The organism is Streptomyces sp. NPDC006733 (assembly GCF_040636125.1).
Taxonomy (GTDB): domain Bacteria; phylum Actinomycetota; class Actinomycetes; order Streptomycetales; family Streptomycetaceae; genus Actinacidiphila.
On the sequence record NZ_JBEYJD010000007.1, the window covers coordinates 85,771 to 110,928 of the forward strand.

The 25,158-nt window shown below is 71.3% G+C and carries 22 protein-coding genes; 15 read left to right on the top strand and 7 right to left on the bottom strand.

All coding sequences use genetic code 11. From position 1 onward, the window contains the following. Positions 1–58: 58 nt before the first annotated feature. The 6 genes from ABZ721_RS08860 (at position 59) to ABZ721_RS08885 (ending at position 8,388) form a co-directional block, all read left to right on the top strand. Positions 59–1,108 (top strand): LacI family DNA-binding transcriptional regulator, encoded by a 1,050-nt coding sequence (locus ABZ721_RS08860; RefSeq protein ID WP_358787909.1) that lies wholly within the window; start codon positions 59–61, stop codon positions 1,106–1,108. A gap of 241 nt (positions 1,109–1,349) precedes the next feature. After that, entirely contained in the window at positions 1,350–2,750 is a 1,401-nt protein-coding gene (locus ABZ721_RS08865) for an extracellular solute-binding protein (RefSeq protein ID WP_358787910.1), read from the top strand. Between the two features lie 113 nt (positions 2,751–2,863). Further along, entirely contained in the window at positions 2,864–3,841 is a 978-nt protein-coding gene (locus ABZ721_RS08870; RefSeq protein WP_358787911.1) for a sugar ABC transporter permease, read from the top strand. Between the two features lie 15 nt (positions 3,842–3,856). After that, complete coding sequence (locus ABZ721_RS08875; protein WP_358787912.1) at positions 3,857–4,747, top strand: carbohydrate ABC transporter permease; 891 nt, start codon at positions 3,857–3,859, stop codon at positions 4,745–4,747. A gap of 108 nt (positions 4,748–4,855) precedes the next feature. Further along, the gene (locus ABZ721_RS08880) at positions 4,856–6,529 is read left to right on the top strand and encodes an alpha-amylase family glycosyl hydrolase (protein WP_358787913.1); all 1,674 of its coding nucleotides are present in this window, start codon (positions 4,856–4,858) and stop codon (positions 6,527–6,529) included. 95 nt (positions 6,530–6,624) lie between these two features. After that, positions 6,625–8,388 (top strand): NAD+ synthase, encoded by a 1,764-nt coding sequence (locus tag ABZ721_RS08885; RefSeq protein ID WP_358787914.1) that lies wholly within the window; start codon positions 6,625–6,627, stop codon positions 8,386–8,388. Between the two features lie 12 nt (positions 8,389–8,400). Here the strand turns inward: ABZ721_RS08885 and ABZ721_RS08890 are convergent, their stop codons facing one another. The 3 genes from ABZ721_RS08890 to ABZ721_RS08900 all read right to left on the bottom strand — a co-directional run bounded on the left by ABZ721_RS08890 (position 8,401) and on the right by ABZ721_RS08900 (position 11,804). Next, complete coding sequence (locus ABZ721_RS08890; RefSeq protein ID WP_358787915.1) at positions 8,401–9,402, bottom strand: endonuclease/exonuclease/phosphatase family protein; 1,002 nt, start codon at positions 9,400–9,402, stop codon at positions 8,401–8,403. Between the two features lie 183 nt (positions 9,403–9,585). After that, complete coding sequence (locus tag ABZ721_RS08895; protein ID WP_358787916.1) at positions 9,586–10,215, bottom strand: TetR/AcrR family transcriptional regulator C-terminal ligand-binding domain-containing protein; 630 nt, start codon at positions 10,213–10,215, stop codon at positions 9,586–9,588. Continuing rightward, positions 10,212–11,804, bottom strand: a complete 1,593-nt coding sequence (locus ABZ721_RS08900; RefSeq protein WP_358787917.1) for an MFS transporter — start codon at positions 11,802–11,804, stop codon at positions 10,212–10,214. Before ABZ721_RS08900 ends, ABZ721_RS08895 begins: the two co-directional genes overlap by 4 nt. A gap of 160 nt (positions 11,805–11,964) precedes the next feature. On the opposite strand from ABZ721_RS08900, the gene panB reads away from it, so the two are divergent. The 5 genes from panB (at position 11,965) to ABZ721_RS08925 (ending at position 16,432) form a co-directional block, all read left to right on the top strand. Further along, positions 11,965–12,828: a 3-methyl-2-oxobutanoate hydroxymethyltransferase gene (gene panB, locus ABZ721_RS08905; RefSeq protein ID WP_358787918.1), complete on the top strand. Its 864-nt coding sequence runs from the start codon at positions 11,965–11,967 to the stop codon at positions 12,826–12,828. Positions 12,829–13,141: 313 nt separating this feature from the next. Continuing rightward, positions 13,142–13,675, top strand: a complete 534-nt coding sequence (locus ABZ721_RS08910; protein ID WP_358787919.1) for a sigma-70 family RNA polymerase sigma factor — start codon at positions 13,142–13,144, stop codon at positions 13,673–13,675. After that, entirely contained in the window at positions 13,672–14,439 is a 768-nt protein-coding gene (locus tag ABZ721_RS08915; RefSeq protein WP_358787920.1) for a zf-HC2 domain-containing protein, read from the top strand. The genes ABZ721_RS08910 and ABZ721_RS08915 overlap by 4 nt, the downstream gene beginning before the upstream one ends. 98 nt (positions 14,440–14,537) lie before the next feature. Continuing rightward, positions 14,538–15,605 (top strand): ATP-binding cassette domain-containing protein, encoded by a 1,068-nt coding sequence (locus ABZ721_RS08920; RefSeq protein WP_358787921.1) that lies wholly within the window; start codon positions 14,538–14,540, stop codon positions 15,603–15,605. Then, on the top strand, positions 15,602–16,432 hold the full coding sequence (locus ABZ721_RS08925) for an ABC transporter permease (RefSeq protein ID WP_358787922.1): 831 nt from the start codon (positions 15,602–15,604) through the stop codon (positions 16,430–16,432). The genes ABZ721_RS08920 and ABZ721_RS08925 overlap by 4 nt, the downstream gene beginning before the upstream one ends. A 47-nt stretch (positions 16,433–16,479) precedes the next feature. Here the strand turns inward: ABZ721_RS08925 and ABZ721_RS08930 are convergent, their stop codons facing one another. Then, positions 16,480–19,830 (bottom strand): BTAD domain-containing putative transcriptional regulator, encoded by a 3,351-nt coding sequence (locus ABZ721_RS08930; RefSeq protein WP_358787923.1) that lies wholly within the window; start codon positions 19,828–19,830, stop codon positions 16,480–16,482. Between the two features lie 68 nt (positions 19,831–19,898). Between ABZ721_RS08930 and ABZ721_RS08935 the strand changes: the two genes are divergently transcribed. Further along, positions 19,899–20,672, top strand: coding sequence for a site-2 protease family protein (locus ABZ721_RS08935; protein WP_358787924.1), 774 nt, complete (start codon positions 19,899–19,901; stop codon positions 20,670–20,672). Here ABZ721_RS08935 and ABZ721_RS08940 read toward each other — a convergent pair. Next, on the bottom strand, positions 20,639–20,848 hold the full coding sequence (locus tag ABZ721_RS08940; RefSeq protein WP_358787925.1) for a hypothetical protein: 210 nt from the start codon (positions 20,846–20,848) through the stop codon (positions 20,639–20,641). The two genes, ABZ721_RS08935 and ABZ721_RS08940, sit on opposite strands and share 34 nt — an antisense overlap. A 121-nt stretch (positions 20,849–20,969) precedes the next feature. Then, positions 20,970–21,707, bottom strand: a complete 738-nt coding sequence (npdG, locus tag ABZ721_RS08945) for an NADPH-dependent F420 reductase (protein ID WP_358787926.1) — start codon at positions 21,705–21,707, stop codon at positions 20,970–20,972. Positions 21,708–21,805: 98 nt separating this feature from the next. Here npdG and ABZ721_RS08950 point away from each other — a divergent pair, with 98 nt between their 5' ends. Together ABZ721_RS08950 and ABZ721_RS08955 are read left to right on the top strand one after the other, a co-directional pair. Then, positions 21,806–22,450, top strand: coding sequence for a hypothetical protein (locus ABZ721_RS08950; protein WP_358787927.1), 645 nt, complete (start codon positions 21,806–21,808; stop codon positions 22,448–22,450). Between the two features lie 82 nt (positions 22,451–22,532). Continuing rightward, positions 22,533–23,885, top strand: coding sequence for an MFS transporter (locus tag ABZ721_RS08955; protein WP_358787928.1), 1,353 nt, complete (start codon positions 22,533–22,535; stop codon positions 23,883–23,885). Between the two features lie 15 nt (positions 23,886–23,900). Here the strand turns inward: ABZ721_RS08955 and ABZ721_RS08960 are convergent, their stop codons facing one another. After that, positions 23,901–24,149, bottom strand: a complete 249-nt coding sequence (locus ABZ721_RS08960) for a hypothetical protein (RefSeq protein WP_358787929.1) — start codon at positions 24,147–24,149, stop codon at positions 23,901–23,903. Positions 24,150–24,216: 67 nt separating this feature from the next. Here ABZ721_RS08960 and map point away from each other — a divergent pair, with 67 nt between their 5' ends. Continuing rightward, complete coding sequence (gene map / locus ABZ721_RS08965; RefSeq protein WP_358787930.1) at positions 24,217–25,074, top strand: type I methionyl aminopeptidase; 858 nt, start codon at positions 24,217–24,219, stop codon at positions 25,072–25,074. The last annotated feature ends 84 nt before the right edge of the window (positions 25,075–25,158 follow it).

Genomic DNA, 25,158 nt, shown 5'->3' on the forward strand with positions numbered 1-25,158 from the left:
CAGGATTGGCGCAAATTTCCCGCAAGAAACTTGCGTAACCTGTACTAGAGTTGACGTCATGACACGACGACTTGCCACGGTGGCAAAGAAGGTCGGGGTGAGCGAGGCGACCGTCAGCCGAGTGCTGAACGGGAAGCCCGGAGTCTCCGATGCGACCAGAGCCGCAGTGCTGACCGCACTCGATGTGCTCGGTTACGAACGACCGACCCAGCTGCGCGGGGAGCGTGCCCGCCTTGTCGGGCTCGTTCTCCCGGAGCTTTCCAATCCGATCTTCCCCGCTTTCGCCGAGGTGGTCGGCGGCGCTCTCGCACAGCAGGGGTTCACCCCCGTGCTGTGCACCCAGACCGTCGGCGGGGTATCCGAGGCCGACTACGTGGAGTTGCTGCTGCAGCAGCACGTCTCCGGGGCGATCTTCTTCGGCGGCCTGTACGCCCAGGCCGAGTCGTCGCACGAGCACTACGCCCGGCTCGCCGAGCGCAACCTGCCCACCGTGCTGATGAACGCCGCCATCGACCATCTCGACTTCCCCCGGGTCTCCTGCGACGACGCCGTCGCCGTGGAGCAGGGCATGACGCACCTCGCGTCGCTCGGCCACGAGCGGATCGGCCTGATCCTCGGGCCGCCGGACCACGTGCCGTCGCAGCGCAAGCTCGCCGCGGCCCGGCGCTGGATCGGGGCGCGCGGCGGCGAACTGCCCGACACCGCCGTCGAGCACGCGCTGTTCACCCTGGAGGGCGGGCAGGCCGCGGCCAGCCGGCTGATCCAGCGCGGCGTCACCGCCGTCATCTGCGCGAGCGACCCGATCGCCCTGGGCGCCATCCGGTCCGCCCGCCGCCGCGGGCTGTCGGTGCCGCAGGACTTCTCGGTCATCGGCTACGACGACTCGATGTTCATGAATTGCATCGATCCGCCGCTCACCACCGTCCGCCAGCCCATCGAGGCGATGGGACGGGCCGCCGTCGACCTGCTCAGCGGCCAGATCAGCGGCACGCCCGTCGACCACGACGAGCTGCTCTTCGAACCCGAGCTCGTCGTACGGGGCTCCACGGGCCCGGCGCCGCGAGCAGCGCAGCCCCAGCAGCCGGGGGTGGAAGCGGCCACCCGCTGAGCCCGGTCCGACCTCGGCAGTCGTTGGCAACCCTCCCCGACACCACTGGCTGAGAAACGGCTTCGTAATCAAGTCGTGTCTTTGCGAGCTTCGCGCGAAATCTTGCGGACATCTATCGGGTTCAGTACCTTGAGCCCACCCGAGACGGCGGCGCACACCCCGCGCCACGCAACCGCGCAGGGTTCGCAGATCTCAGAGCGCGGAGCATCGTCGCGCAGTGGTTCAGGGGAAGGGTTGATCAATGAAGACAAACCGCTACCGGACGCTGGTGGCCGTCGTACTGGTCGCCGGGGTCGGGATGACCGCCGCGGCCTGTTCGGACAGCAAGGACAGTGCGAAGGACCCCGGCTCGGGCGACAAGAGCGTCAGCGCCAAGCTGGATCCCAGCACCAAGGTCTCCATCACCGTCGACTGCCAGCCGCCGGCCACGAAGGCGGCCGAGCGCAAGCAGTGGGCCGACGACATAGCCGCGTTCAAGGTGCTCTACCCGAACGTCACGGTGAACAGCAAGGACGCGTTCCCTTGCGAGGACCCGGCGAAGTTCACGGCCATGTTGAAGGGCGGCACGCAAACCGACGCCTTCTACACGTACATGACCGACAAGGACCAGGTGCTCGACGCCGGTCAGGCCGCTGACATCACGGCGTACGTCACGCCGGAGACCGTCCCGAACCTGAACGACATCGACCCCAACGTCATGAACGTGCTGAAGGACGGGGGCAAGCTGTACGGCCTGCCGACCTCGAACTACCAGATGGGCCTGATCTACAACCGGAAGATCTTCGCCGACGCCGGTCTCGACCCCAACAAGCCCCCGACCACCTGGGAGGGCGTGCGGGCCGCGGCCAAGCAGATCCAGGACAAGCTGGGCAGCAAGGGCATCCACGGCTTCATCGAGAACGCCGGCGGCAACCAGGGCGGTTGGCACTTCACCTCGGAGCTCTACGGGCTCGGCGGCCAGGTGACCTCGGAGGACGGCAAGAAGGCCGCGTTCAACACGGAGGAGGGCAAGACCCTGCTCCAGACCCTGCACGACATGCGCTTCACGGACAACAGCATGCCCGCCACCCCCGGACTCGCGTGGGGCGACGTCCAGAAGGCCATGGGCACCAGCAAGGTCGGCATGTACGTCGGCGCCCCCGACGACATCCCGCTCGTCGTCCAGCAGTACCAGGCCAAGTTCGAGGACCTCGGCATGGCGCCGATCCCCGGCGGCAAGACCTCGCTGTTCGGCGGCGCCGACTACATGTTCAAGAAGTCGGCCTCGCCCGACCAGATCAAGGCCGGCATCGCCTGGGTCAACTTCAAGTTCCTGACCCTGGAGAAGGGGCAGTTCAACTACCCCCGCAACAAGGCGGACGGCATCCCGGTCGGCCTGCCGCAGCCGTTCTTCTTCACCGGCGCCTCGAAGGACAAGGACACCGCCACCAAGACCGCGAACGCGACCGTGCCGGTGGCGAACTTCGCGAGCTACGTGGCCGCCCAGGTCCCGGTCAAGCCCGAGCCGCCGAACGCCCAGAAGATCTACACGGTGCTCGACAACGCGATGTCCGGCGCGCTGACCAACAAGAACGCCGACGTCGCCAAGCTCCTCTCGACCGCTGAGACGCAGGTCAACACGTTGCTGGCAGCCAGCCAGTAACAGCCCGGGCGGGGGCCGGCGAGAGCGCCGGCCCCCGCACCCGCGGCACCGTCCGCCGATCAGTAGTCGCTGTGCCCACCGGGGGTGCCCCCGGCCCCAGTCGAGGAGTTCCTATGGCGGCCACCACCGTCTCCCACAACAAGGCCAAACGCGGTTCCGGGCATTCGTCGCCGAGGGGTTCCCGGCGCCGTCCGGGACGCCCGGACGAGAACGCCCGCGCGGGGTTCGGCCGGAGACTGCGCCGCGATCTGCAGGCGCATGCGTTCATGATCGGTGCGGTGCTCTGCTTCGGATTCTTCTCCTGGTATCCGATGGTCCGCGAAGTCATCATGAGCTTCCAGAAGACCAAGCGCGGCGAGACCACCTGGGTGGGCTGGAAGAACCTCGAAACCGTATGGAACGACCCGGGGTTCTGGCCGGCCTGGCGCAACACGATGCAGTTCACGCTGTACGCGCTGGTGATCGGGTTCGCGGTGCCGTTCGTCATCGCGATCGTGCTCAACGAATTCCGGCACGCACAGGCCTATCTGCGCATTCTGGTGTACCTGCCGGTGATGCTGCCGCCGGTCGCGGGCGTGCTGCTCTTCAAGTACTTCTACAACCCGGAGTACGGCCTCTTCAATCACATCCTGCATTTCCTGCACCTGCCGGAACAGGCCTGGCTCGATTCGTCGAGCACCGCGATGATCTCCGTGGTGATCGCGGCCACCTGGATGAACGCGGGCGGTGCCACCCTCATCTACCTGGCGGCGCTGCAGAACGTCCCGGGTGAGCTGTACGAGGCCGCCGACCTGGACGGGGCCGGGCTGCTGAGCAAGATCTGGCACATCACCATCCCGCAGACCCGGTCGGTCCTGTCGCTGATGCTCCTGCTCCAGATCGTCGCGACCATGCAGGAGTTCACCAACGTCTATCTGCTCACCGGAGGCGCGGGACCGGAGAACTCCACCGGGACCGTGGTCTACATGGTGTACCAGTACGCGTTCCGCTACGACAGCTTCGGCAGCGCCTCGGCGCTCGGACTCATCATGCTGGTGGTACTCGGCGGATTCTCCGGCCTGTACGCGCGGCTCAGCCGCGACAGCGACTAGGACGGGGAGAAGGACATGGCAGCCAACCAACCGCACCAGCGGACCCTCATATCCTCGGCCGCGCTGAACAGGCCGCACGGAAAACTCATCTACTGGACCGTTCTCTCCGTCACCGTCCTGGTCTTCACCCTGGTGTTCCTGGGACCGCTCTACTGGATGGTCTCCGGCGGATTCAAATCCGCGCAGGAGGTCCTGCAGAATCCGCCGACGCTCTTCCCACAGCACCCGAAGCCGGAGAACTACAAGACGGCGTGGAGCCAGCTGAAGATCGCCCGGCTGCTCTTCAACACCATGTACTACGCGTTCGGCGCGCTCGCCTTCCAACTCGTCTTCGACGTCGCGGCGGCCTACGCCATCTCCAAGCTGCGGCCGGTGCTGGGGAACCTGATCCTCGGCATGATGCTGGCGACGCTGATGATCCCGGCCGCCGTGCTGATCGTGCCGCAGTACCTGACCGTGCTCGACCTGCCGCTGCTGCACATCAACCTGATCGGCACCCCCTGGGCGATCTGGCTCCCCACCGTCGCCAACGGGTTCAACATCTTCCTGCTCAAGCGGTTCTTCGACTCGATCCCCGAGGACCTGATGTCGGCGGCCGCGATCGACGGGGCGAGCCCGCTGCGGACCCTGTGGTCGATCGTGCTCCCGATGTCGCGGCCGATCCTCGGCGTGGTGTCCATCTTCGCGGTGGTCAACGTGTGGAAGGACTTCCTCTGGCCGATGCTGGTGCAGCCCGACACGGACAAGCAGCCGATCAACATCGGGATCAACTCCCTGTCGCAGGGCGTGCCGCAGAACGTCCTGATCGCCGCGCTGGCCATCTCCGCCCTGCCGACGATCGCCATCTTCCTGCTCTTCCAGCGCAACATCATGTCCGGCCTGACCGCGGGCAGCCTCAAGGGCTGACCAGCGCTTCGCCAGGACTGAACCCCTCAGAACTCCGCCGCCGGTCCCATGCCCCATCCCCGCTGAAAGGCCGGCGGCGGGGTCCCTCCTGCCCGAAAGGACGTCTCCGTGGCAGACACCCGCCCGCCCGTCTCCGACCACCACTCCGCCTCGGGCGACTGGTGGCGCAACGCGGTCATTTACCAGGTGTACCCGCGTAGTTTCGCCGACGGCAACGGCGACGGGATCGGAGACCTCGCCGGTGTCCGGGCCAAGCTGCCGTACCTCGGCGAGCTGGGCGTCGACGCCCTCTGGTTCAACCCCTGGTACCCCTCCCCCATGTTCGACGGCGGCTACGACGTCGCGGACTACCGGGACATCGACCCGGTGTTCGGCACCCTGGCCGAGGCGGAGAAGCTCATCGCCGAGGCGCTGGACATGGGCATCCGCACCATCATCGACATCGTCCCCAACCACGTCTCGTCCGCGCACCCGTGGTTCCGCGAGGCGCTGGCGGCCGGCCCCGGCAGCCCGGCCAGGGAGCGCTTCTGGTTCCGTCCCGGGCGCGGCGAGCACGGCGAGCTGCCGCCCAACAACTGGCCGTCGCAGTTCGCCGGCGTTCCCTGGACGCGGACCGTAAACGATGACGGGACCCCCGGCGACTGGTACCTGCACCTGTTCGACAGCGAGCAGCCGGACCTCAACTGGGACCACCCGGACGTGCGGCGCGAGCACGAGGACGTGCTGCGCTTCTGGTTCGACCGCGGCGCGGCGGGCGTCCGCATCGACTCCGCCAGCCTGCCCGTCAAGGACCCGGCGCTGCCGGACCTGACGGAGGACCGGGAGGGCCCGCACCCCTACGACGACCGCGACGAGCTGCACGACATCTACCGCTCCTGGCGGCGCATCGCCGACTCCTACCCCGGCAGCCGCGCCCTGATCGGCGAGGTGTGGATGCCCGACGCCGAGCGGTTCGCGCGGTACCTGCGGCACGACGAGATGCACACCGCCTTCAACTTCGACTTCATGTCGTGCCCCTGGGACGCGGGCAGGCTGCGCACGTCCATCGACACGACGCTCGCCGCGCACGAGCCGGTGGGCGCGCCCGTCACGTGGGTGCTGTGCAACCACGACGTCACCCGCACCGTGACCCGCTACGGCCGCGCGGACACCGGCTTCGACTTCGCGACCAAGGCGCACGGCACGCCGACGGACCTGGCGCTCGGCACCCGCAGGGCGCGGGCCGCCGCGCTGCTGACGCTGGCGCTGCCCGGGTCGGTCTACCTCTACCAGGGCGAGGAGCTGGGGCTGCCCGAGGTGGAGGACATTCCGGCCGAGCGGCTGCAGGACCCGATGTACCTGCGCTCGGGCGGCACCGTGCCGGGGCGGGACGGCTGCCGCGTGCCGATGCCGTGGTCGGGCACCCGGTCCCCGTTCGGCTTCAGTCCCGAGGGCGCGACGCAGCCGCCGTGGCTGCCGCAGCCCGCCGACTGGGCGGACCGCACCGCCGCCGCGCAGACCGGTGACCCCTCCTCGATGCTGGAGCTCTACCGCTTCGCGCTGCGGCTGCGCGCGGCCGAGCCCGGTCTGGGGGACGGGCCGATCCGCTGGCTGGAGAGCCGCCCCGGGGTGCTGGCGTTCCGCAGGACGGACGCGTTCACCTGCGTCGTCAACCTCTCCGGGGACCCCGTCGAGCTGCCGCCGAACACGTCGGTGCTGCTGTCCAGCGGCCCGCTCGCCGGTGAGCTGCTGCCGTCCGACACGGCCGTCTGGCTGCGGACCCGGGGCGGTCCCGCCGCCTGACGGGGGGACGGGGGACGTGTCCGGCCGGCGGGGTGTGCCGCCGGACACGCCGCCCCCTCCGGACATCGCGTCGGTTTGACGATTACACTTCAGGGGTGCCTCAACTTCGCCTCGCCCTGAATCAGATCGACTCCTGCGTCGGTGACATCGCCGGGAACGCCGAGTCCGTCGTGCGCTGGACCCGGCACGCGGCCGAGCAAGGCGCCCATCTGGTGGCGTTCCCCGAGATGGTGCTCACCGGCTACCCCGTGGAGGACCTCGCGCTGCGCTCGTCCTTCGTCGAGGCCAGCCGCTCCGCGCTGGCGGAGCTGGCCGGCCGGCTGGCCGCCGAGGGCTTCGGGGAACTGCCCGTCGTCGTCGGCTACCTGGACCGCGGCGAGAAGGAGCAGGCGCGTTACGGGCAGCCCGCAGGGTCCCCGCGCAACGCGGCGGCGGTGCTGCACCGCGGCGGGGTCGCGCTCCGCTTCTCCAAGCACCACCTCCCCAACTACGGCGTCTTCGACGAGTTCCGCTACTTCGTCGCCGGCAACACGCTCCCGGTGGTCCGGGTGCGCGGGGTGGACGTCGCGCTCGCGATCTGCGAGGACCTGTGGCAGGACGGCGGGCGGGTGCCCGCCACCCGCGCCGCCGGCGCCGGGCTGCTGCTGTCGATCAACGCCTCGCCGTACGAGCGGGACAAGGACGACACCCGCCTGGAGCTGGTGCGCAAGCGCGCCCAGGAGGCCGGCTGCACCCTCGCCTATCTGGCGATGGTCGGCGGCCAGGACGAGCTGGTCTTCGACGGGGACTCGATCGTCGTCTCGGCCTCCGGCGAGGTGATCACCCGTGCCCCGCAGTTCGAGGAGGGCCGCGTGCTGGTCGACCTGGAGCTGCCCGCCGCCGGCGAGGTGCCGTCCGGCGTGCTCGACGACGGCCTGCGGATCGAGCACGTCACCCTCTCGGCCGAGCCGGTCGCGCACTACGAGCCGGAGGTGGCCGCCGGGTGCGCCGAGCCGCTCGCGGACGACGCGGAGATCTACGCCGCCCTCGTCACCGGCCTGCGCGCGTACGTCGCGAAGAACGGCTTCCGGTCGGTGCTGATCGGGCTCTCCGGCGGCATCGACTCCGCGCTGGTGGCCGCCATCGCCTGCGACGCGGTCGGGCCCGCCAACGTGTACGGCGTCGCGATGCCGTCCCGGTACTCCTCGGAGCACTCGATCGGGGACGCCGAGGAACTGGCCCGCCGCACCGGGCTGAACCTCAGGACGGTCCCCATCGCGCCGATGTTCGACGCGTACATGGCGGCGTTGGGGCTCACCGGCCTCGCCGAGGAGAACCTGCAGTCCCGGATCCGGGGCACGACCCTGATGGCCATCTCCAACCAGGAGGGCCACATCGTGCTCGCGCCGGGCAACAAGAGCGAGCTGGCCGTCGGCTACTCGACGCTCTACGGGGACTCGGTCGGCGCGTACGGGCCGATCAAGGACGTCTACAAGACGACCGTCTTCCGGATCGCCCGCTGGCGCAACGCGTCGGCGCAGGCCAGGGGCGAGACCCCGCCGATCCCCGAGAACTCGATCAGCAAGCCGCCCAGCGCGGAACTGCGCCCCGGCCAGGTCGACACCGACTCGCTGCCCGACTACGACGTGCTCGACCGGGTGCTGGAGCTCTACGTCGACCGGGACCAGGGGCGGGAGGCGATCATCGCCGAGGGGTACGACCCGGAGCTGGTGACGCGGATCCTGAAGATGACGGACACGGCCGAGTACAAGCGCCGGCAGTACCCGCCGGGCACCAAGATCTCGGCCAAGGGCTTCGGCAAGGACCGGCGGCTGCCGATCACTTCGCGGTGGCGCGAGACCGGCCGCGCGGCCAACTGACCCGCCCCCGGGTCACATCTGCAGGCGGGCGGCGACCGGAAGGTGGTCGCTGCCCGTCTTCTCCAGCGTCCAGGACGACATCGGCTCGATGTCCCTGACCATGATCTGGTCGATCCGCGCCATCGGGAAGTCGGCCGGCCAGCTGAAGCCGAAGCCGTTGCCCGCCGCGCCCTGCGTGGAGCGCATCTGCGAGGTGACGGACGCCAGCGAGCGGTCGTTCATGGTGCCGTTGAGGTCGCCGAGGAGCACGACCTTGCCCAGCGGCTCGCGCGCGATGGACTCGCCGAGGGCGTCGGCCGCGCGGTCGCGCTGCCCGGCGGTGAAGCCCGCGTTGAACTTCACGCGCACCGACGGCATGTGGGCGACGTAGACGGCGATCCGGCCCTGCGGGGTGGCGACGGCGGCGCGCATCGCCCGCGTCCAGCCGAGCCGTATGTCGACCGCGTGCACGCCGTCGAGCGGGTACTTGCTCCACAGCCCGACGGTGCCCTGCACCGAGTGGTACGGGTAGGTGCCGGCGAGCGCCGCGCGGTACGCGGGGACCTGACCGGCCGCCAGTTCCTCCAGCGCGACGAGGTCGGCGCCCCCGGCGATGACGTCCTCGGCGGTTCCCGCGGGGTCGGGGTTGTCGGCGTTCACGTTGTGCGTGAGCACCGTCAGGTTGCCGCCCGACTTCTCGTTGTCGGTGAGCAGTCCGCCGAAGAGGTTGAACCAGACCAGGAGCGGCAGCAGCACGGCGATCAGCGCCGTCGCGGAGCGCCGGAGCAGCGCCACCACCAGCAGCACCGGAAGGATCAGGCCCAGCCACGGCAGGAACGTCTCCACCAGGCTGCCGAGGTTGCCGATCCGGTTCGGCACGTCGGAGTGGAAGGACAGCAGCAGGGCCAGGATCACCGCGACCGCCGCCGTGATGATGCCTCTGCGCCACATGCCGTCGCGCTGCCAGCCGAAGCGACGTCGCGCTCCTGAGGCTGAACGGTCCGGCTCGGGGCCGTCCGTGGCTGCGTCGGTCATGTGCGCCTGGGTCATGTGGGGGGTCCTCACTTGCCTTGCCGAGTGCCATGCCGACCCTAAGGGATCGACACAGGAACCGACGGGCCGGAAGGGGCGGCGGGTTCCATCGGAACCCCCGCCACCGCCCCCTGTGACACAACGCGTACATAACGGTCACCGCAGTCGACACCGGTCAACACCCGTTCAACGCGGGCGCGCGCCCTCCAGAACCGTGTCGACGATCGACTCCGAGAGCCCCTCCTCCAGCGACGCGCCCGGCCGCATCATGGCCCGGCTCAGCATCGGGCCGGCGAATATGTCGCCGAGCAGTTCGAGGTCGAGCCCCTCCCGGATCTCGCCGGTGCGCACCCCGCGCTGCAGCACGCCGATCATGGCGTCGCGACGGGTGACGATCACGGTGTCGTGGTACTGCTTCCACAACTCCGGTACCTGCTGGAACTGCAGGATGATGTTGCGCATCACCGCCGAGGAGCGCTTGGCCAGGCCGCGCCGCCGGATGGCGTCGACGATGGTGACCAGGTCGTCCCGCACCGATTCGCCGGCCAGTTCGGGCGTCGGCTCGTCGATCGAGTTGAGCACGTACATCAGCAGCGCGTTCTTGCCCGGCCAGCGCCGGTAGACGGTGGCCTTGCCGACCCCGGCGTCGCGGGCGATGCCCTCGATGGAGAGCTCCCCTATCGTGACGCCCTCCTCCAGCATCCGGAGCACCGTTTCGGTGATGGCGCTGTCGGCGGCGGCGCTGCGCGGGCGGCCGCGCGGTACGGCGTCGGCCGCCGCCGCACCGGCGGCCCCGGCCGTCCCGGTCTCGTTCATCGCCCGGCTCCGACCGCCTCCGGGGCACGCTCCCCGCCCTGCTTCGGAACGGCGTCCTTGCGCGGCAGGAAGGCCAGCACCACGAGGGCGCCGATCGCCGCCACGGACGCGGAGCCGATCGCGGTGATGTGCATGGCGTGGATGAAGGCGTCGTTGGCGGGCTGCAGCAGCGCCTTGCCCGCGGGCCCCATGTGCTCGGCGGCGCCGTAGGTGGCCTGGATCGACTCGCCCGCCGCGTGCCGTTCGGAGGCCGGCAGGCCGCCGAGGTGGCTGTCGATGCCGTCGCGGTACGTGGTGGAGAGCAGCGAGCCCAGGATGGCCACCCCGAGCGCGCCGCCGACCTGGCGGAAGGTGTTGTTGACGGCGGAGCCGGAGCCGGCCTTCTCCCGCGGCAGCGACGACATGATCATCACGGTGGCGGGCGGCATGACGTGGGCCATCGCCGTGCCCATCAGGAAGAAGAGGACCTCCAGGATCCAGATCGGGCTGTCCTGGTCGAGCAGCAGGAAGCCGAGGAACGCGACGGCCGTCAGCGCCAGGCCCATGGCGCACACCGCACGCGGGCCGAACCGGTCGACGACCAGCCGGGCGCGCGGCGCGAAGACCATCTGGGCGGCGGCGAGCGGCAGCAGCAGCACGCCGGACTGCAGGGCGCTGTAGCCGCGCACGCTCTGCGTGTAGAACACGACGAAGAACGTCACGCCCATGAGCGCGAAGAAGACCAGGCCTATGGCCGCGACCGAGGCCGAGAACTGCCGGTTGCGGAAGTAGTTGACGTCGAAGGCGGGGTGGTCGCTGCGCTTCTCGTACAGCACGAAGCCGGCGATGACGACGAGGCCGGCCAGGATCGTCAGCCAGACCTTGGGCTGGGTGAAGTCGCCGAGTTGGCCGCCCTTGATGATGCCGTAGATCAGCACGACGAGGCCGACGACCGAGAGCAGCACGCCGACGGGGTCGAGGCGGCCGGGGTCGGGGTCCTTCGAGTCCGGCACCAGGACGACCATCGCGATCAGGGCGACGGCCACGATCGGCACGTTGATCAGGAAGACCGAGCCCCACCAGAAGTGCTCCAGCAGCGCGCCGCCGGTGATCGGGCCGATCGCGATGGCGAGGCCCACCACGCCGGTCCAGATGCCGATGGCCTTGGGCTGCTCCTCGCGCTCGAAGACGTTCATGATGATCGCGAGCGTCGCGGGCATGATGAACGCGCCGCCGAGGCCCATCACGGCGCGGAAGGCGATGAGCTGCCCCGACGAGTCGGAGACCGCGGAGAGCGCGGAGCCGATGCCGAAGACGAGCATGCCGAAGAGCAGCACCTTCTTGCGGCCCAGCCGGTCGCCGAGCAGGCCCGCGGTGAACAGCAGCCCGGCGAAGACCAGGGTGTAGGAGTTGATCGCCCACTCGAGCTGGCTCTGGGTCGCGCCGAGGCCGGTCGGGGCGGGCTGGGCGATCGTCTTCATCGCCACGTTGAGGATCGAGTTGTCCAGCACCACCACGAGGAGGCTGAACAGCAGGACGGTGAGGATCGCCCAGCGGCGGCGGTGGACCGCCTCGGGAACGGCTCGGCTCTGACTCGAGGATATGGACATGGCTCCACGCTAGCCCGCATTTCCGATACGGGACCGTCTCGTATCGTAAAACAGGGGTAAAAACAGGGGGCCTCTTTGCGTACAGGCCCGCACGTGCCAGCATGGAAGGGATCCGGGGACGCCGTCAGGGTGCCTCGAGATGACTGAAGGAGCCGTTGCAATGACGCAGATTCCGGCTGCCCAGAAGCAATCCGACAGCGTCCGCGCGCTGTACGGGGGCACGGGCACGCGCCGCATCACCGTCCGCGACATCACCGCCGCCAAGGAGCGCGGTGAGAAGTGGCCCATGCTCACCGCCTACGACGCCGTCACCGCCTCCGTCTTCGACGAGGCCGGGATCCCGGTGCTGCTGGTCGGGGACTCGATGGGCAACTGTCACCTGGGCTACGACACCACCGTCCCGGTCACCATGGACCAGATGACGATGCTCTCCGCGGCCGTCGTGCGCGGCACCAGCCGCGCCCTGATCGTCGGCGACCTCACGTTCGGCTCCTACCAGGAAGGCCCGGTCCAGGCGCTGCGCAGCGCGACCCGGCTGGTCAAGGAGGCCGGGGTGCAGGCGGTCAAGCTGGAGGGCGGCGAGCGCTCGCTGGCCCAGACCGAGCTGATCGTGCGGTCCGGGATCCCGGTCATGTCCCACCTGGGCCTGACCCCGCAGTCCGTCAACGCCATGGGCTACCGGGTCCAGGGCCGCGGCGACGAGGCCGCCCACCAGCTGCTGCGCGACGCCAAGGCGGCGCAGGACGCGGGCGCCTTCGCGGTCGTCCTGGAGCTGGTGCCGGCCGACCTGGCCGCCGAGGTCACCCGCTCGCTGCACATCCCGACCGTCGGCATCGGCGCCGGGCCCGAGTGCGACGCCCAGGTGCTGGTGTGGACCGACATGGCCGGCATGACCGGCGACCGCGTGCCGCGCTTCGTCAAGCAGTACGCGCAGCTGCGCTCGGCGCTCGGTGACGCGGCCAAGGCCTTCGCCGAGGACGTGACGGGCGGGGCGTACCCGGCCGAGGAGCACAGCTTCCACTAGGCCCGTTTCCACTGGGCCGTTTCCGACACGACCGTGTCCGACACGGCCTGGCCAGGGCACGACGCCACCGTTCCGGATCCGGAACGACTCGTTCGCCGCGCGGATGAGTCGTCCGGGTCCGGGATGCGTACTACAGGGTGAGCGCCGCCTCCGGTGGCGGAGCCCGCACAGTACGGGAAGTCATCATGCCCATCGCTTTCAACGGCAGTACCGCGCCGCCCGCACCGGCCCGCACCGGCTCGAACGGTCACTGATGCGGAACGACTCATCGCCGACACTCGCGCCGCGGCGCCGGGTACGACAGGATGCCGCCGTGGACGGGGATGCGACCGGGCCGCTCCCGGAAGAGGAATTCATGCGCGCGCTCTACCGCGAACACGCGGGCGCGCTGCTCGGCTTCGTGCTGAACCTGGTGGGCGGTGACCGCTACCTGGCGGAGGACGTCGTCCAGGAGACGCTGCTGCGGGCCTGGAAGAGCGCGGGACGGCTCGATCCGGCGGCCCGTTCGCTGCGGCCCTGGCTGGTGACCGTCGCGCGACGTATCGTGATCGACGGCCACCGCAGCCGGCAGTCCCGGCCGCCGGAGGCTCCGCCGGCCGCGCTCGACCAGCTGCCCGCCGAGGACGAACTCGACCGGTCCCTGCGGCTCATGACGATCTCCGACGCGCTCGGCGATCTGACCGAGGCGCACCGGCAGGTGCTGATCGAGACGTACTTCGCGGGCCGTACGGTGACCGAGGCGGCGGACGAGCTGGGCGTACCGGCGGGCACGGTGCGCTCCCGGGTCTTCTACGCCCTGCGGGCGCTCAGGAACGCTTTGGAGGAGAGAGGGGTGACCACCTCATGACCGAGTACGCACCCGGGCCGGGGGCACCCCTCGACCCGCACCTGGAGGTCGGCGCCTACCTCATCGGCGCGCTCGACGACGCCGCGATGACGCGCTTCGAGGAGCACCTCGTGGGCTGCGACGCGTGCGGACGCCAGCTGGACGAGCTGAGCGGACTCGTACCGCTCCTCGGTGAGCTGCGGCAGAGCGGCGGCATGCCGGAGCCGGTGCAGGAGTGGCCGGCCGGCGGCACGTCGGCCCAGCCGTTCGCCCGGTCCCACCCCCAGCCCGTGCCGCCCTCCGCGTACCCGGCGCCGCAGGTCCCGACGCACCGCCCCTCGCGGCGGCGGCCGGGTCGCGGCCGGCGGCTGGTGCTCGCGCTGGCGGCCTGCGGGGTGCTGGCCCTCTGCGGCTCGGCCGTCGCGGTCCTCGTCACCCAGCAGGACACCCCCTCGACGCAGGCGGCCACGCAGTTCACCGGGGGCGACCCGGCGACCGGGGCCAGTGCCACGGTCGGGGTCACCGGCAAGAAGTGGGGCACCCAGGTCGACCTCCGGCTCTCCGGGGTCAACGGCCCGCTGACCTGCAGTCTCGTCGCCGTGGGCCGGGACGGCAGCCGGCAGACCGTCGCCACCTGGTCGGTACCGGCGGCCGGGTACGGCACCACCTCGCAGCCCGAACCGCTCACCGTCCAGGGCGCGGCGGGCCTCTCCCCCGCCGACATCACCGGCTTCGACGTCGTCACCTCCACCGGGAAGCACCTGGTCACCGTTCCGACCGCCTGAGGGCCGTGTCGGCGCCGTGTGATCGCCGTGTCAGTTCGGCGGGCGCGCTGTCAGGTCCGTGTCGGTCCGCTGTCAGCCGGTCCCGCCAAGGTTGACCCATGACGACGCGACAGAGTGACGAGATGGGCGCCGCCGTCGAGGTACGGGGGCTGGTCAAGCACTACGGTGAGACGAAGGCCCTGGACGGTGTGGACCTCGATGTACGGCCGGGCACCGTGCTGGGTGTACTGGGGCCGAACGGCGCGGGGAAGACGACGCTGGTCCGGGTGCTCTCCACCCTCATCCAGCCGGACGCGGGCACCGCCCGGGTCGCCGGGTACGACGTGCTGAAGCAGCCGCGGCAGCTGCGCCGGGTGATCGGTCTGACGGGGCAGTACGCCTCGGTGGACGAGAAGCTCTCCGGCTGGGAGAACCTCTACATGATCGGGCGGCTGCTCGATCTCTCCCGCAAGGACGCGAAGTCCCGCGCCGACGGGCTGCTGGAGCGGTTCTCGCTCACCGAGGCCGCCAAGCGGCCGGCGAGCGGGTACTCCGGCGGCATGCGGCGCCGGCTGGACCTGGCGGCGTCCATGATCGGCAACCCGGCCGTGCTCTACCTGGACGAGCCGACGACGGGCCTCGACCCCCGCACCCGCAACGAGGTGTGGGCCGAGGTCAAGCGGATGGTCGCCGAGGGCGCCACCGTCCTGCTGACCACGCAGTACATGGAGGAGGCCGAGCAGCTCGCCACCGAGCTGACGGTCATCGACCGCGGCCGGGTGATCGCCAACGGCCGGGTAGCGGAGCTCAAGGCCAAGGTCGGCGGGCGGACCCTGCAGATCCGGCCGATCGAGACGGTGACGCTGCCCGCGATGGCGGCGGCGCTCGCGGACGCGGGGCTGGACGGGGTGGCCGGCGCCACCGTCGACCACGGGGAGGGCGTGCTGAACGTCCCGATCCTCAGCGACGAGCAACTGACGTCGGTGGTCGGGCTGCTGGGTGCGCGCGGCTACGGCATCGCCGGCATCGGAACCCATCTCCCCAGCCTGGACGAGGTGTTCCTCTCCATCACCGGCCAGAAGCCGGAGCAGGGCGAGCAGTCCGACAGCGCCGGCGGCACCGGCTCCGGCGAGCGGTCCGGGTCCGCCACCGAGAAGTTCGACGTGAAAGAGGGGGTAGCGGTATGAGCGCCGCAGTCATCACCACCACCGCGCCCGCGAAGGCGCAGAACGACGAGGGCCGGATCGGGTTCCGGGCCAACCTGCGGCACATCGGGGCGCTCGCGCGCCGCAACATGCTGCAGATCAAGGAAGACCCGGAGTCGATGTTCGACGCCGTGCTGATGCCGATCATCTTCACGCTGCTGTTCGTGTTCGTCTTCGGCGGCGCGATCTCCGGCAAGGGCAACCAGCACGAGTACGTGAACTACGTGATCCCCGGCCTGATGGCCATGATGGGCATGAACATCTCGATGGCCGTCGGCAGCGGGGTCAACCAGGACTTCAGCACCGGGGTGATGGACCGCTTCCGCACCATGCCGATCGCCCGGTCGTCGGTGCTGATCGCCAAGATCATCGTGGAGATCGGCCGCATGCTGGTCGCCACCACGATTCTGCTGATCATGGGGTTCATCCTGGGCCTGTCGATCTCGACGTCCGTGTTCCACCTGCTGGCCGCGGTCGCGCTGTCGATGGTCTTCGGCGCCTCACTCATGTGGATCTTCATCCTGCTGGGACTGACGATGAAGACCGCGCAGGCCGTACAGGGGGTGGCCATGCTCGTCCTGATGCCGCTGCAGTTCGGATCGTCGATCTTCGCTCCGCCGACGACGATGCCGGGCTGGCTGCAGAGCTTCACCGACGTCAATCCGCTGTCGAACCTGGCGGACTCCGCGCGCAACCTGATGAACGGCGGGCCGGTGGCCCACTCGGTCCTGGTCACCCTCGCCTGGGCGGTCGGCATCACGGTGGTCACGGCGCCGCTGGCCGTACGCAAGTTCCGCAACAAGACCTGACCGGCACCGGCCGGCCCGTACCGGGCCGGCTTGCGGGCAGGTGCTCGTCACGCACGCATCAGGGCGACGGTCTCCACGGCGGAGAGACCGTCGCCCGCCGCGTAGGCGCGTCCGAACGCGGTGTCGCCGAGCAGCTCCAGAAGGTCCCGCCTGCCGTCCGCCAGCTCCTCCCGCTCCAGCGGGGAGGGGACGGTGGGCCGCAGCCGGTCGTGCGCCCCGAGCAGCCCCGCGGCCCGGGTCGCCAGCTCCGTCGCCTCCTGCGGGGTGGCGGAGGACGCCTTCGCGACCAGGATGGTCACCGCCACCGGCACCAGCAGCATGCCGATCCGCGGGGCGATGACCTCGGTGAGCGTGGTGGCGGTCAGCTCGTCGAGCCCCTGCCGCAGGTACCGCAGACCCGCTTCGGGGTCGCCGCTGCGGCAGGTCAGCCAGCCCTTGATGCCGAGCAGCATCCCGGAGACGAACTTCGGGACGCCGACCGGCGGGGCGGCCAGCATCTCGTCGACGATGGCGTGGCCCTCCTCGAGCTCCCCCCGGCGGCCCAGCAGCGCGCAGAGCAGGACCCGCCCGTAGAAGGCGGAGCCGCCCGCGGCGGGGCCGACCTCGTCGGCGTCCAGGATCGCCGCCCGCAGCAGCGCCTCGCCCGCCTCCGCGTCCCCGGTGTTGATGATCATGTCGCCGAGCCGCACGTTGAGCAGCGGCACCATCTGGTACGAGCCCAGCTCCCGGGCCATCGTGATCGCCTCGCGGCAGCACTCCGCCGAACGCTCCCACTGACCGCTGTTCGCGGCCGCCTCGGCCTCGGCGGCGAGCGCCTCGGCCATCCCCCAGCGGTCGCCGACCTGGCGGAAGAGCTCCCGGCTCTCCCGGACGTCGGCCATCGACTGGTCGAGCTTCTCGGTCACGTCGTTGAGCATCTTCGCGCGGATCTGCAGCGCGAAGGCCAGCTCCCACGGGCCGCCGAACTCCCGGCAGCTGCGCACCAGGTTGTCCACCAGCTCCGGCATCCGCTCGAACTCCCCGGACAGGAAGGCCGCGAAGGGGCTCATCAGCCCCGGCCGGCGGGCGGTCTGCGGCAGGTGCGGCGGGTAGCTCTCGATGATCGCCCGGCCGACCCTGGCGACGTCGGGTTCGCCCCAGCGGTGCTCCACGTCCCCGCCGTTGGTGACGAGCTTCATCATCCGCACCCAGCGCCGCGCCTCGTCCAGCTGCGCGGGGCCCATCGGCGGCGGGGTGTGCAGCGGGCCGTGCTCCACCGGCTCCAGCACCGGCGGCACGTCGAACGGGTCGGGCCCCAGCGCCGCCACGGCGGTCGGCCAGGTCTGCTGCTCGGTGTAGTAGTTGCGCATCTCCCAGAACCAGCCGCAGGCCAGCACCAGTTGCAGCGCCTCCTGCTCGTCGCCCAGCTCCACGGCGCGGCGCAGCGCGGCCCGCAGGTTCTCGTGCTCGCGCTCCAGCCGCGCCAGCCACAGCAGCTGGTCGGCGCCGCGCAGCTCGGGGTCGGCGGTGCGGATGTACTCGCGGAAGCAGCGCAGGTGGCGGCCCTCGACCACCGCGCGCTCGCCGGACTCCGCCAGCCGCTCCGCCGCGTACTCCCCGATGGTCTCCAGCATCCGGTAGCGGGCGCCGTCGTCGGTGAGGTCGGCGAGGACCAGCGACTTGTCGACGAGCGACCCGAGCAGGGCCGGGGCGTCGGCGGCGTCGATCCCGTCGTCGGAGCACACCTCCTCGACGGCCTCCAGCGTCCAGCCGCCCGCGAAGACGGCCAGCCGGCGCAGCAGGATCCGCTCCGCCGGGTCCAGCAGGTCCCAGCTCCAGTCGACGACCGCGCGCAGCGTCTGCTGGCGGGGCAGGACGGTCCTGCTGCCGCCGGTCAGCAGCCGGAAGCGGTCGTCGAGCCGGTCGGCGAGCTGGCGCGGGGTGAGGCTGCGCAGCCGGGCGGCGGCCAGTTCGATGGCGAGCGGCAGCCCGTCCAGCCGGCGGCACAGTTCGGCGCACGCGACCGGGTCGTCCTCCACCGTGAAGCCGGGCCGGGCGGCGGCGCCGCGGTCGGCGAGCAGCCGCAGCGCGAACGGGTCCGGCAGCGGGTCCAGCGGCCTGACGCGCTCGCCGGGCACGCCCAGCGGTTCGCGGCTGGTGGCGAGGACGGTGACACCGGGGCAGTGCTCGAGGAGCTGTTCCGCGAGGGCGGCGGCCGCGTCGATGACGTGCTCGCAGTTGTCGAGCACCAGCAGCAGGCTGCGGCCCGCGCAGTACTCGACGAGCGCCCTGGCCGGGTCCTTGGTCATGCCCTCCTTGGCCAGCGCCTGCTCGGAGACGCTGCCGGGGTGCAGCAGCGTCTCGCGCAGCCCGAGCGAGGTGAGCACCGCCTCGGGGACCGTCCGCGGGTCGCTGACCGGCGCCAGCTCCGCGTACCAGACGCCGTCGGGCCAGCGCTCGCCGACCAGGTCGCCCGTCTCCTGCGACAGCCGGGTCTTGCCGGTCCCGCCGGGTCCGGTCAGGGTGACCAGCCGGGCCGCCGCCAGGTCCTCCCCGATCGCGGCGAGTTCGGCCGCCCGGCCGACGAAGCTGGTGAGCCGGGCGCGGGCGTTGCCGGAGCGGCGGGCGGTGGCGGCGGACGGCGGCCCGGAGGGGGCCCGCGCGTCGGCGCGCGGTGGCGGCGCCGGATCGCCCTCCGGCGCGGGCGCCAGCAGTTCCGTGTGCAGGGCGCGCAGCTCGGGGCTCGGGTCGGTGCCCAGCTCGTCGGCCAGGTCGCGGCGGACGTCCTCGTACGCGGAGAGCGCGTCGGCGGTACGGCCCGCGTCGCGCAGCGCCCGGATGTGCAGGGCGCGGATGGACTCGTTGAGCGGATGGGCGGCGGCGAGCCCGGCGAGTTCGGGCAGCTGCCGCTCGGCGCGGCCGAGCGCGAGCCCGGCGGTCAGCCGCAGCCGGACCGCCTCCAGCCGCAGTTCGTCGCAGCGCACCGCGAGGGTGTCCCGGTCGGGCAGGTCGGCGAACGCCGGTCCCCGCCACAGGGCGAGGGCGTCCTCCAGCAGGTCGGAGGCCTTCACCGGGTCGCCGTCGGCCAGTGCCCGGCCGCCCTCGTCCACCAGCCGCTCGAAGCGGTGCGCGTCGACCGCCTCGGGCGGGGCGCAGAGCCGGTAGCCGCCGTCGGCGGACCCGATGGCGTCATGGCCGATGGCCCGGCGCAAGCGCGCGACCAGTGCCTGGAGCGCACCGGTCGCGTTCGCGGGCGGATCGTCGGCCCACAGTTCGTCGATGAGGGACTCGGCGGCTATCAGCCGTCCGGGGCGCAGGGCGAGCGCCGTCAGCAACGCACGAAGGCGCAGCCCCGCGAGCGGGACGGGGGTACCGTCGTCGCGGAATACCTGAGTGGAGCCGAGGATCGCGTAACGCACGCCCCCATCTTGCCCTCATTCCCGGGACCGGCTTGTAAATTACGGCCGTCCGGCGACATCATCCCCGTATGAGCAGCACAGATACCCGTAGCGACCACCGGGTCAGCCCGATCTTCCTGGGCATAGCGGCGATCATGGCCGTGTCGGGCTGGGCGGTGTGGACCGGGTTCTCGGCCAGCCCCGGCTTCGCCGTCTTCCTCTTCGTGGTCTCCGGGTGGGTCGTCTCGCTGTGCCTGCACGAGTACGCCCACGCGCGCACGGCGCTGCACAGCGGGGACATCACGATAGGCGAGAAGGGCTATCTGACGCTGAACCCGCTGAAGTACACGCACGCCCTGCTCAGCATCGTGCTGCCGGTGCTCTTCGTGATCATGGGCGGCATCGGGTTGCCGGGCGGCGCGGTCTTCATCGAGCGCGGCCGGATCCGCGGGCGCTGGCGGCACAGCGCGATCTCGGCGGCCGGACCGCTGATGAACGTGCTCTTCGCGATCGTCCTGATGCTGCCGTTCACCCTGGGCGCGACGGACTCCTGGCCGGTCGGCTTCCTGGCGGCGTTCGCGTTCCTGGCGATGCTCCAGGTGACGGCGGCGATCCTGAACCTGCTGCCGGTGCCGGGCCTGGACGGCTACGGGATCATCGAGCCGTGGCTGTCGTACGACGTCCGCCGGCAGGTGGAGCCGTTCGCGCAGTTCGGTCTGCTGGCGGTCTTCGGGTGCCTGTGGATCCCGGAGGTCAACCGGGCGTTCTTCGACTTCGTCTACACCCTGATGGACTGGTTCGACGTGCCGGCGGGCGCGAGCGACTACGGCTACACGCTCTTCAGGTTCTGGTCCTCCTCCTGAGCCCTGGCCCTGGCCTCGGCCTTCGCCCGGCGCAGGTAGAACCAGCACATGTTGCTGGACAGGCCCGCCAGCAGGATCCAGACGACGCCGGTCCAGCTGCCGTTCGCGAAGGAGACGACGGCCGCGGCGGCCGTGAGCACGAACACGGCGAGGGCGTAGACGGCGAGGCGGGGCATGGGGAGGAGCTCCTGTCCGGAAACCGGTGACATACGGTCCCGTCGATTGTCCCCCATGCCCCGCCGTGTCCCACGACCCGCCGGCTCCCGTGCCCCGCCGGAACCGCCGCGGGACCCGTCGCTAGATGTCCGTGACGCGCAGCCCCGCGTGGGCCTTGTAGCGCCGGTTGACCGAGATCAGGTTGGCGACCAGCGACTCGACCTGGTGCGCGCCCCGCAGCCGGCCCGCGAAGACCCCGCGCATGCCGGGGATGCGGGCGGCCAGCGCCTGGACGAGGTCGGTGTCCGCGCGGACCTCGCCCAGCACCATCACGTCGGTGTCGATCTCCGCGATCTCCGGGTCCGACAGCAGCACCGCCGACAGGTGGTGGAAGGCCGCGGTCACCCGGGACTCCGGGAGCAGCGCGGCGGCCTGCTGGGCGGCGCTGCCCTCCTCGGGCTTGAGCGCGTACGCGCCCTGCTTGTCGAAGCCCAGCGGGTTGACGCAGTCGACGACGAGCTTGCCCGCCAGCTCCTCCCGGAGCGACTGGAGCGTCTTGGCGTGCCCGTCCCACGGCACCGCCACGATCACGATGTCGCTGCGCCGGGCGCACTCCGCGTTGTCGGCGCCCTCCACCCCGAACCCCAGCTCGTCGGCGGCGGTCCGCGCGCGCTCCGCGTTGCGCGACCCGATGACCACCTTCTGGCCGGCCTTGGCCAGCCGGTACGCGAGCCCGCGGCCCTGGTCGCCGGTGCCGCCGAGCACGCCGACCACCAGGCCGGACACGTCCGGCAGGTCCCAGGGGTCCTTGGCCGGCGCCTTGGCGGGGGCTGCGGGGGCGGACGCGGGGGCGGTGTTCACATCGTCAGGGGAAGTCATGCGGGCGATCCTGCCACGCCGTGCCCGGCACCACTCGTTGTGGGGGAAGTGCCGCGAGCGGGCCCGGGCGGCACCGGCCGTCCGGCAGGATGCCCGGCATGGACGCGGTGCGGGTGGCGTTGTTGCGGGAAGTACTGGCCGGGACCGAGTGGCTCCAGGCCACCCGGTCCTTCGCCGCGTCGCTGCGGACCTCGGTGCACCGGCGTCCCGGCGGCCTGCTGCTGGTGGGGACCTCGGAGTACGAACCGTGGCATCTGGCGGCGCACCTGGACGACGAGGCGGCGTGGAGCGGGCTGACGGGGCTGTCGCCGACGCTGGTGCGGTTCCGGATCCCGGCCGGGGCGCCCGCGCACCTGGCGGTGGGACTGCGGCGGCTGGAGGCCGCCCGGCGCGGCGAGACGGTGTTCGTGGCCAGCCCGCAGCCGCCGGGGGACGCGCTGCTGGAGCGGGTGGCGGACGCCCGCCGGGCCGGCGCGACGGTGCTGGCGATGGACGCGGGCGACCCGGGACTGCGGCAGCTGGCGCACGACGCGCTGACCGTGCCGCCGGAGGCGGACCCCGGTCCCGGGGAGCGGGATCCGGCGGGCGCCCCGGCGCCGATGGGGATGGACCTGCTGCAGCACCTGGTCGCCGCCGCGGCCGGGGAGAACACCCTGCCGGCCCCCCGCCGCCGCGGCTCGTTCCGCGACCGGCTGGCCCGGCTGGCCGACCAGCTGACGTCACCTCCACCGGCCCGCTGGTAGCCGCCGAGCGCCGCCCGCCAGGATCGGCACGGGCCGGAAATCGATTTGCCCCGCGCGGCCCGGAGGCGGAGCATGCGAACCCGTGAACGACAGCCTTCCCGAACCCGGTCCGTCCACGTCACGGTGGAGAGCCCTCCTCCCTGACCTGGCCCCCTGGCGCTCCTCGCGCGACTTCCGCCTCATGTGGCTGGCCGGGGTGGTGACGGTGTTCGGCAGCTTCCTGACCTTCGTGGCGCTGCCGGTGCAGATCAAGGAGCTGACCGGCTCCGCGGTCGCGGTCGGCGCGATCGGCGCCGTGGAGCTCGTGCCGCTGATCGTGTTCGGGCTGTACGGCGGCGCGCTGGCCGACTCCATGGACCGCCGCAAGCTGATCCTCTACAGCGAGGCCGCGCTCGGGCTGCTCTCCGCGCTGCTGCTGGCCAACACGCTGCTGCCGCACCCGATGGTGTGGCCGCTGTACGTGGTGGCCGCGATGTCGAGCGCCCTGACCGGCCTGCAGCGCCCGGCGCTGGACTCGATCGTGCCGCGGATCGTCGCGCACGACCAGTTGTCGGCCGCGGCGTCGCTGAACGCGCTGCGCTGGCAGGTCGGCGCCATCGCGGGCCCGTCGCTGGCGGGCGTGCTCATCGCGTTCGCCGGGCTGTCGTGGGCGTACGCCATCGACATCGGGACGTTCGCCGTCTCGGTCGCCCTGGCCATGGGGCTGCGGCCGTCACCGGCGGCGCACGACGCGGAGAAGCCGTCGCTGCGCGGCATAGCGGAGGGCGCGCGCTACGCCTGGAGCCGCAAGGAGCTGCTGGGCACGTACGCGATCGACATGGCGGCGATGTTCTTCGCCTTCCCGACCGCGATCTTCCCGTTCCTCGCCGACGACCTGCACGCCCCCTGGGCGCTGGGCCTGATGTACGCCGCCGGGTCGGTCGGCTCGCTCGCGGTCAGCGTGACCAGCGGCTGGACGACGCGGATCCACCGGCACGGCCGGCTGGTGGTGGTCTCCGCGGTCGGCTGGGGGGCGGCGATGGCGGTCGCCGGGTGGATGGCGAACATCTGGCTTGTCCTGCTGCTGCTCGCCGTCGCCGGGGGCTGCGACATGGTCAGCGGCATCGGCCGGAGCACCATGTGGAACCAGACGATCCCGGACGAGCTGCGCGGCCGGCTGGCCGGCATCGAGCTGCTGTCGTACTCCGTCGGGCCGCAGCTGGGCCAGGTCAGGGCCGGCGGCATGGCGGCGCTGACCAGCGCCCGCGCCTCGGTGTGGAGCGGCGGCGTGGCCTGCGTCGCGGCGGTCGGGCTGCTCGCCCTGGCGCTGCCCAAACTGATGTCCTACGACGCCCGCACCAACGAGCACGCGGTGCGGATGCGGCAGGCCAAGGCGCGGCCGGAGCCCGGACCCGCCGCCCCGCCCGCCGCGTCACCGGCGGCCGCGGCGCTCTGAGCCCGGCGCCGGCCCTCAGGGGCCGGACGGGCCCGGCGCGTCGTCCCCGGCCGCCGGCTTGTCGTGCCAGCGGGGGTCCGTCTCCCACTGCAGGTTGCGGTCGGCCGCCGTCTGCATCGCGTGCTCGGCCTCGGCGCGGGTGGCGTAGGGGCCGAACCGGTCCTTGGCCGGGCACTCGGGCCCTTCCTCGACCTTCTTGTGCTCCAGGCAGTAGAACCATTCGCCCGGCTTGCCGGCCGGCTTCTTCGCTCTGAACAGCGCCATGTCCGCCTCCTGATGTACGAGTACCTGCCGCCAGCCTGCCCGATCGCCCGCCGATACACTCGTCGGCATGTCTGGTCAGCCGCTCCTCGTCCCCGGCAAGCTCTCCCCGCCGCGCCCGGTTCCCGCCTCGATCCCGCGGCCCGAGTACGTGGGCAAGCCCGCGCCCACCCCGTACACCGGCCCTGAGGTCCAGGACGCCGAGACCGTGGAGAAGATGCGGATCGCCTCGCAGATCGCCGCCCGGGCGATGGTCGAGGCGTCGAAGCACATCGCGCCGGGGGTGACGACGGACGAGCTGGACCGCGTCGCGCACGAGTACATGTGCGACCACCGCGCCTACCCCTCTGACCTCGGCTACCGCGGCTTCCCGAAGTCGCTCTGCGCGTCGATCAACGAGGTCATCTGCCACGGCATCCCGGACTCGACCGAGCTGCGCGACGGCGACATCGTCAACCTGGACGTGACGGCGTTCATCCACGGGGTGCACGGCGACACCAACGCCACCTACCTGTGCGGCGACGTGGACGACGAGTCACGGCTGCTGGTCGAGCGGACCGAGGAGTCGCTGAACCGGGCGATCAAGGCGGTCAAGCCCGGCCGGGCGATCAACGTGATCGGGCGCGTCATCGAGTCGTACGCCAAGCGCTTCGGCTACGGGGTGGTCCGGGACTTCACCGGGCACGGCATCAACACGTCCTTCCACTCCGGGCTGATCGTGCCGCACTACGACGCCCCGCACGCCACCACCGTGATCAAGCCGGGCATGACGTTCACCATCGAGCCGATGCTCACGCTGGGCACCCACGACTACGAGATCTGGGAGGACGGCTGGACGGTGGTCACCAAGGACCGCAAGCGCACCGCCCAGTTCGAGCACACCCTGGTCGTCACCGAAACCGGCGCAGAGGTGCTCACGCTGCCGTGACGGGGGCAGGGGGCGCGCCGCGGCGCGCCCCCGCGTGCGTCCGGTGAGACCGGAATCACTGGACATCGGGCGACCCTGCGGGTA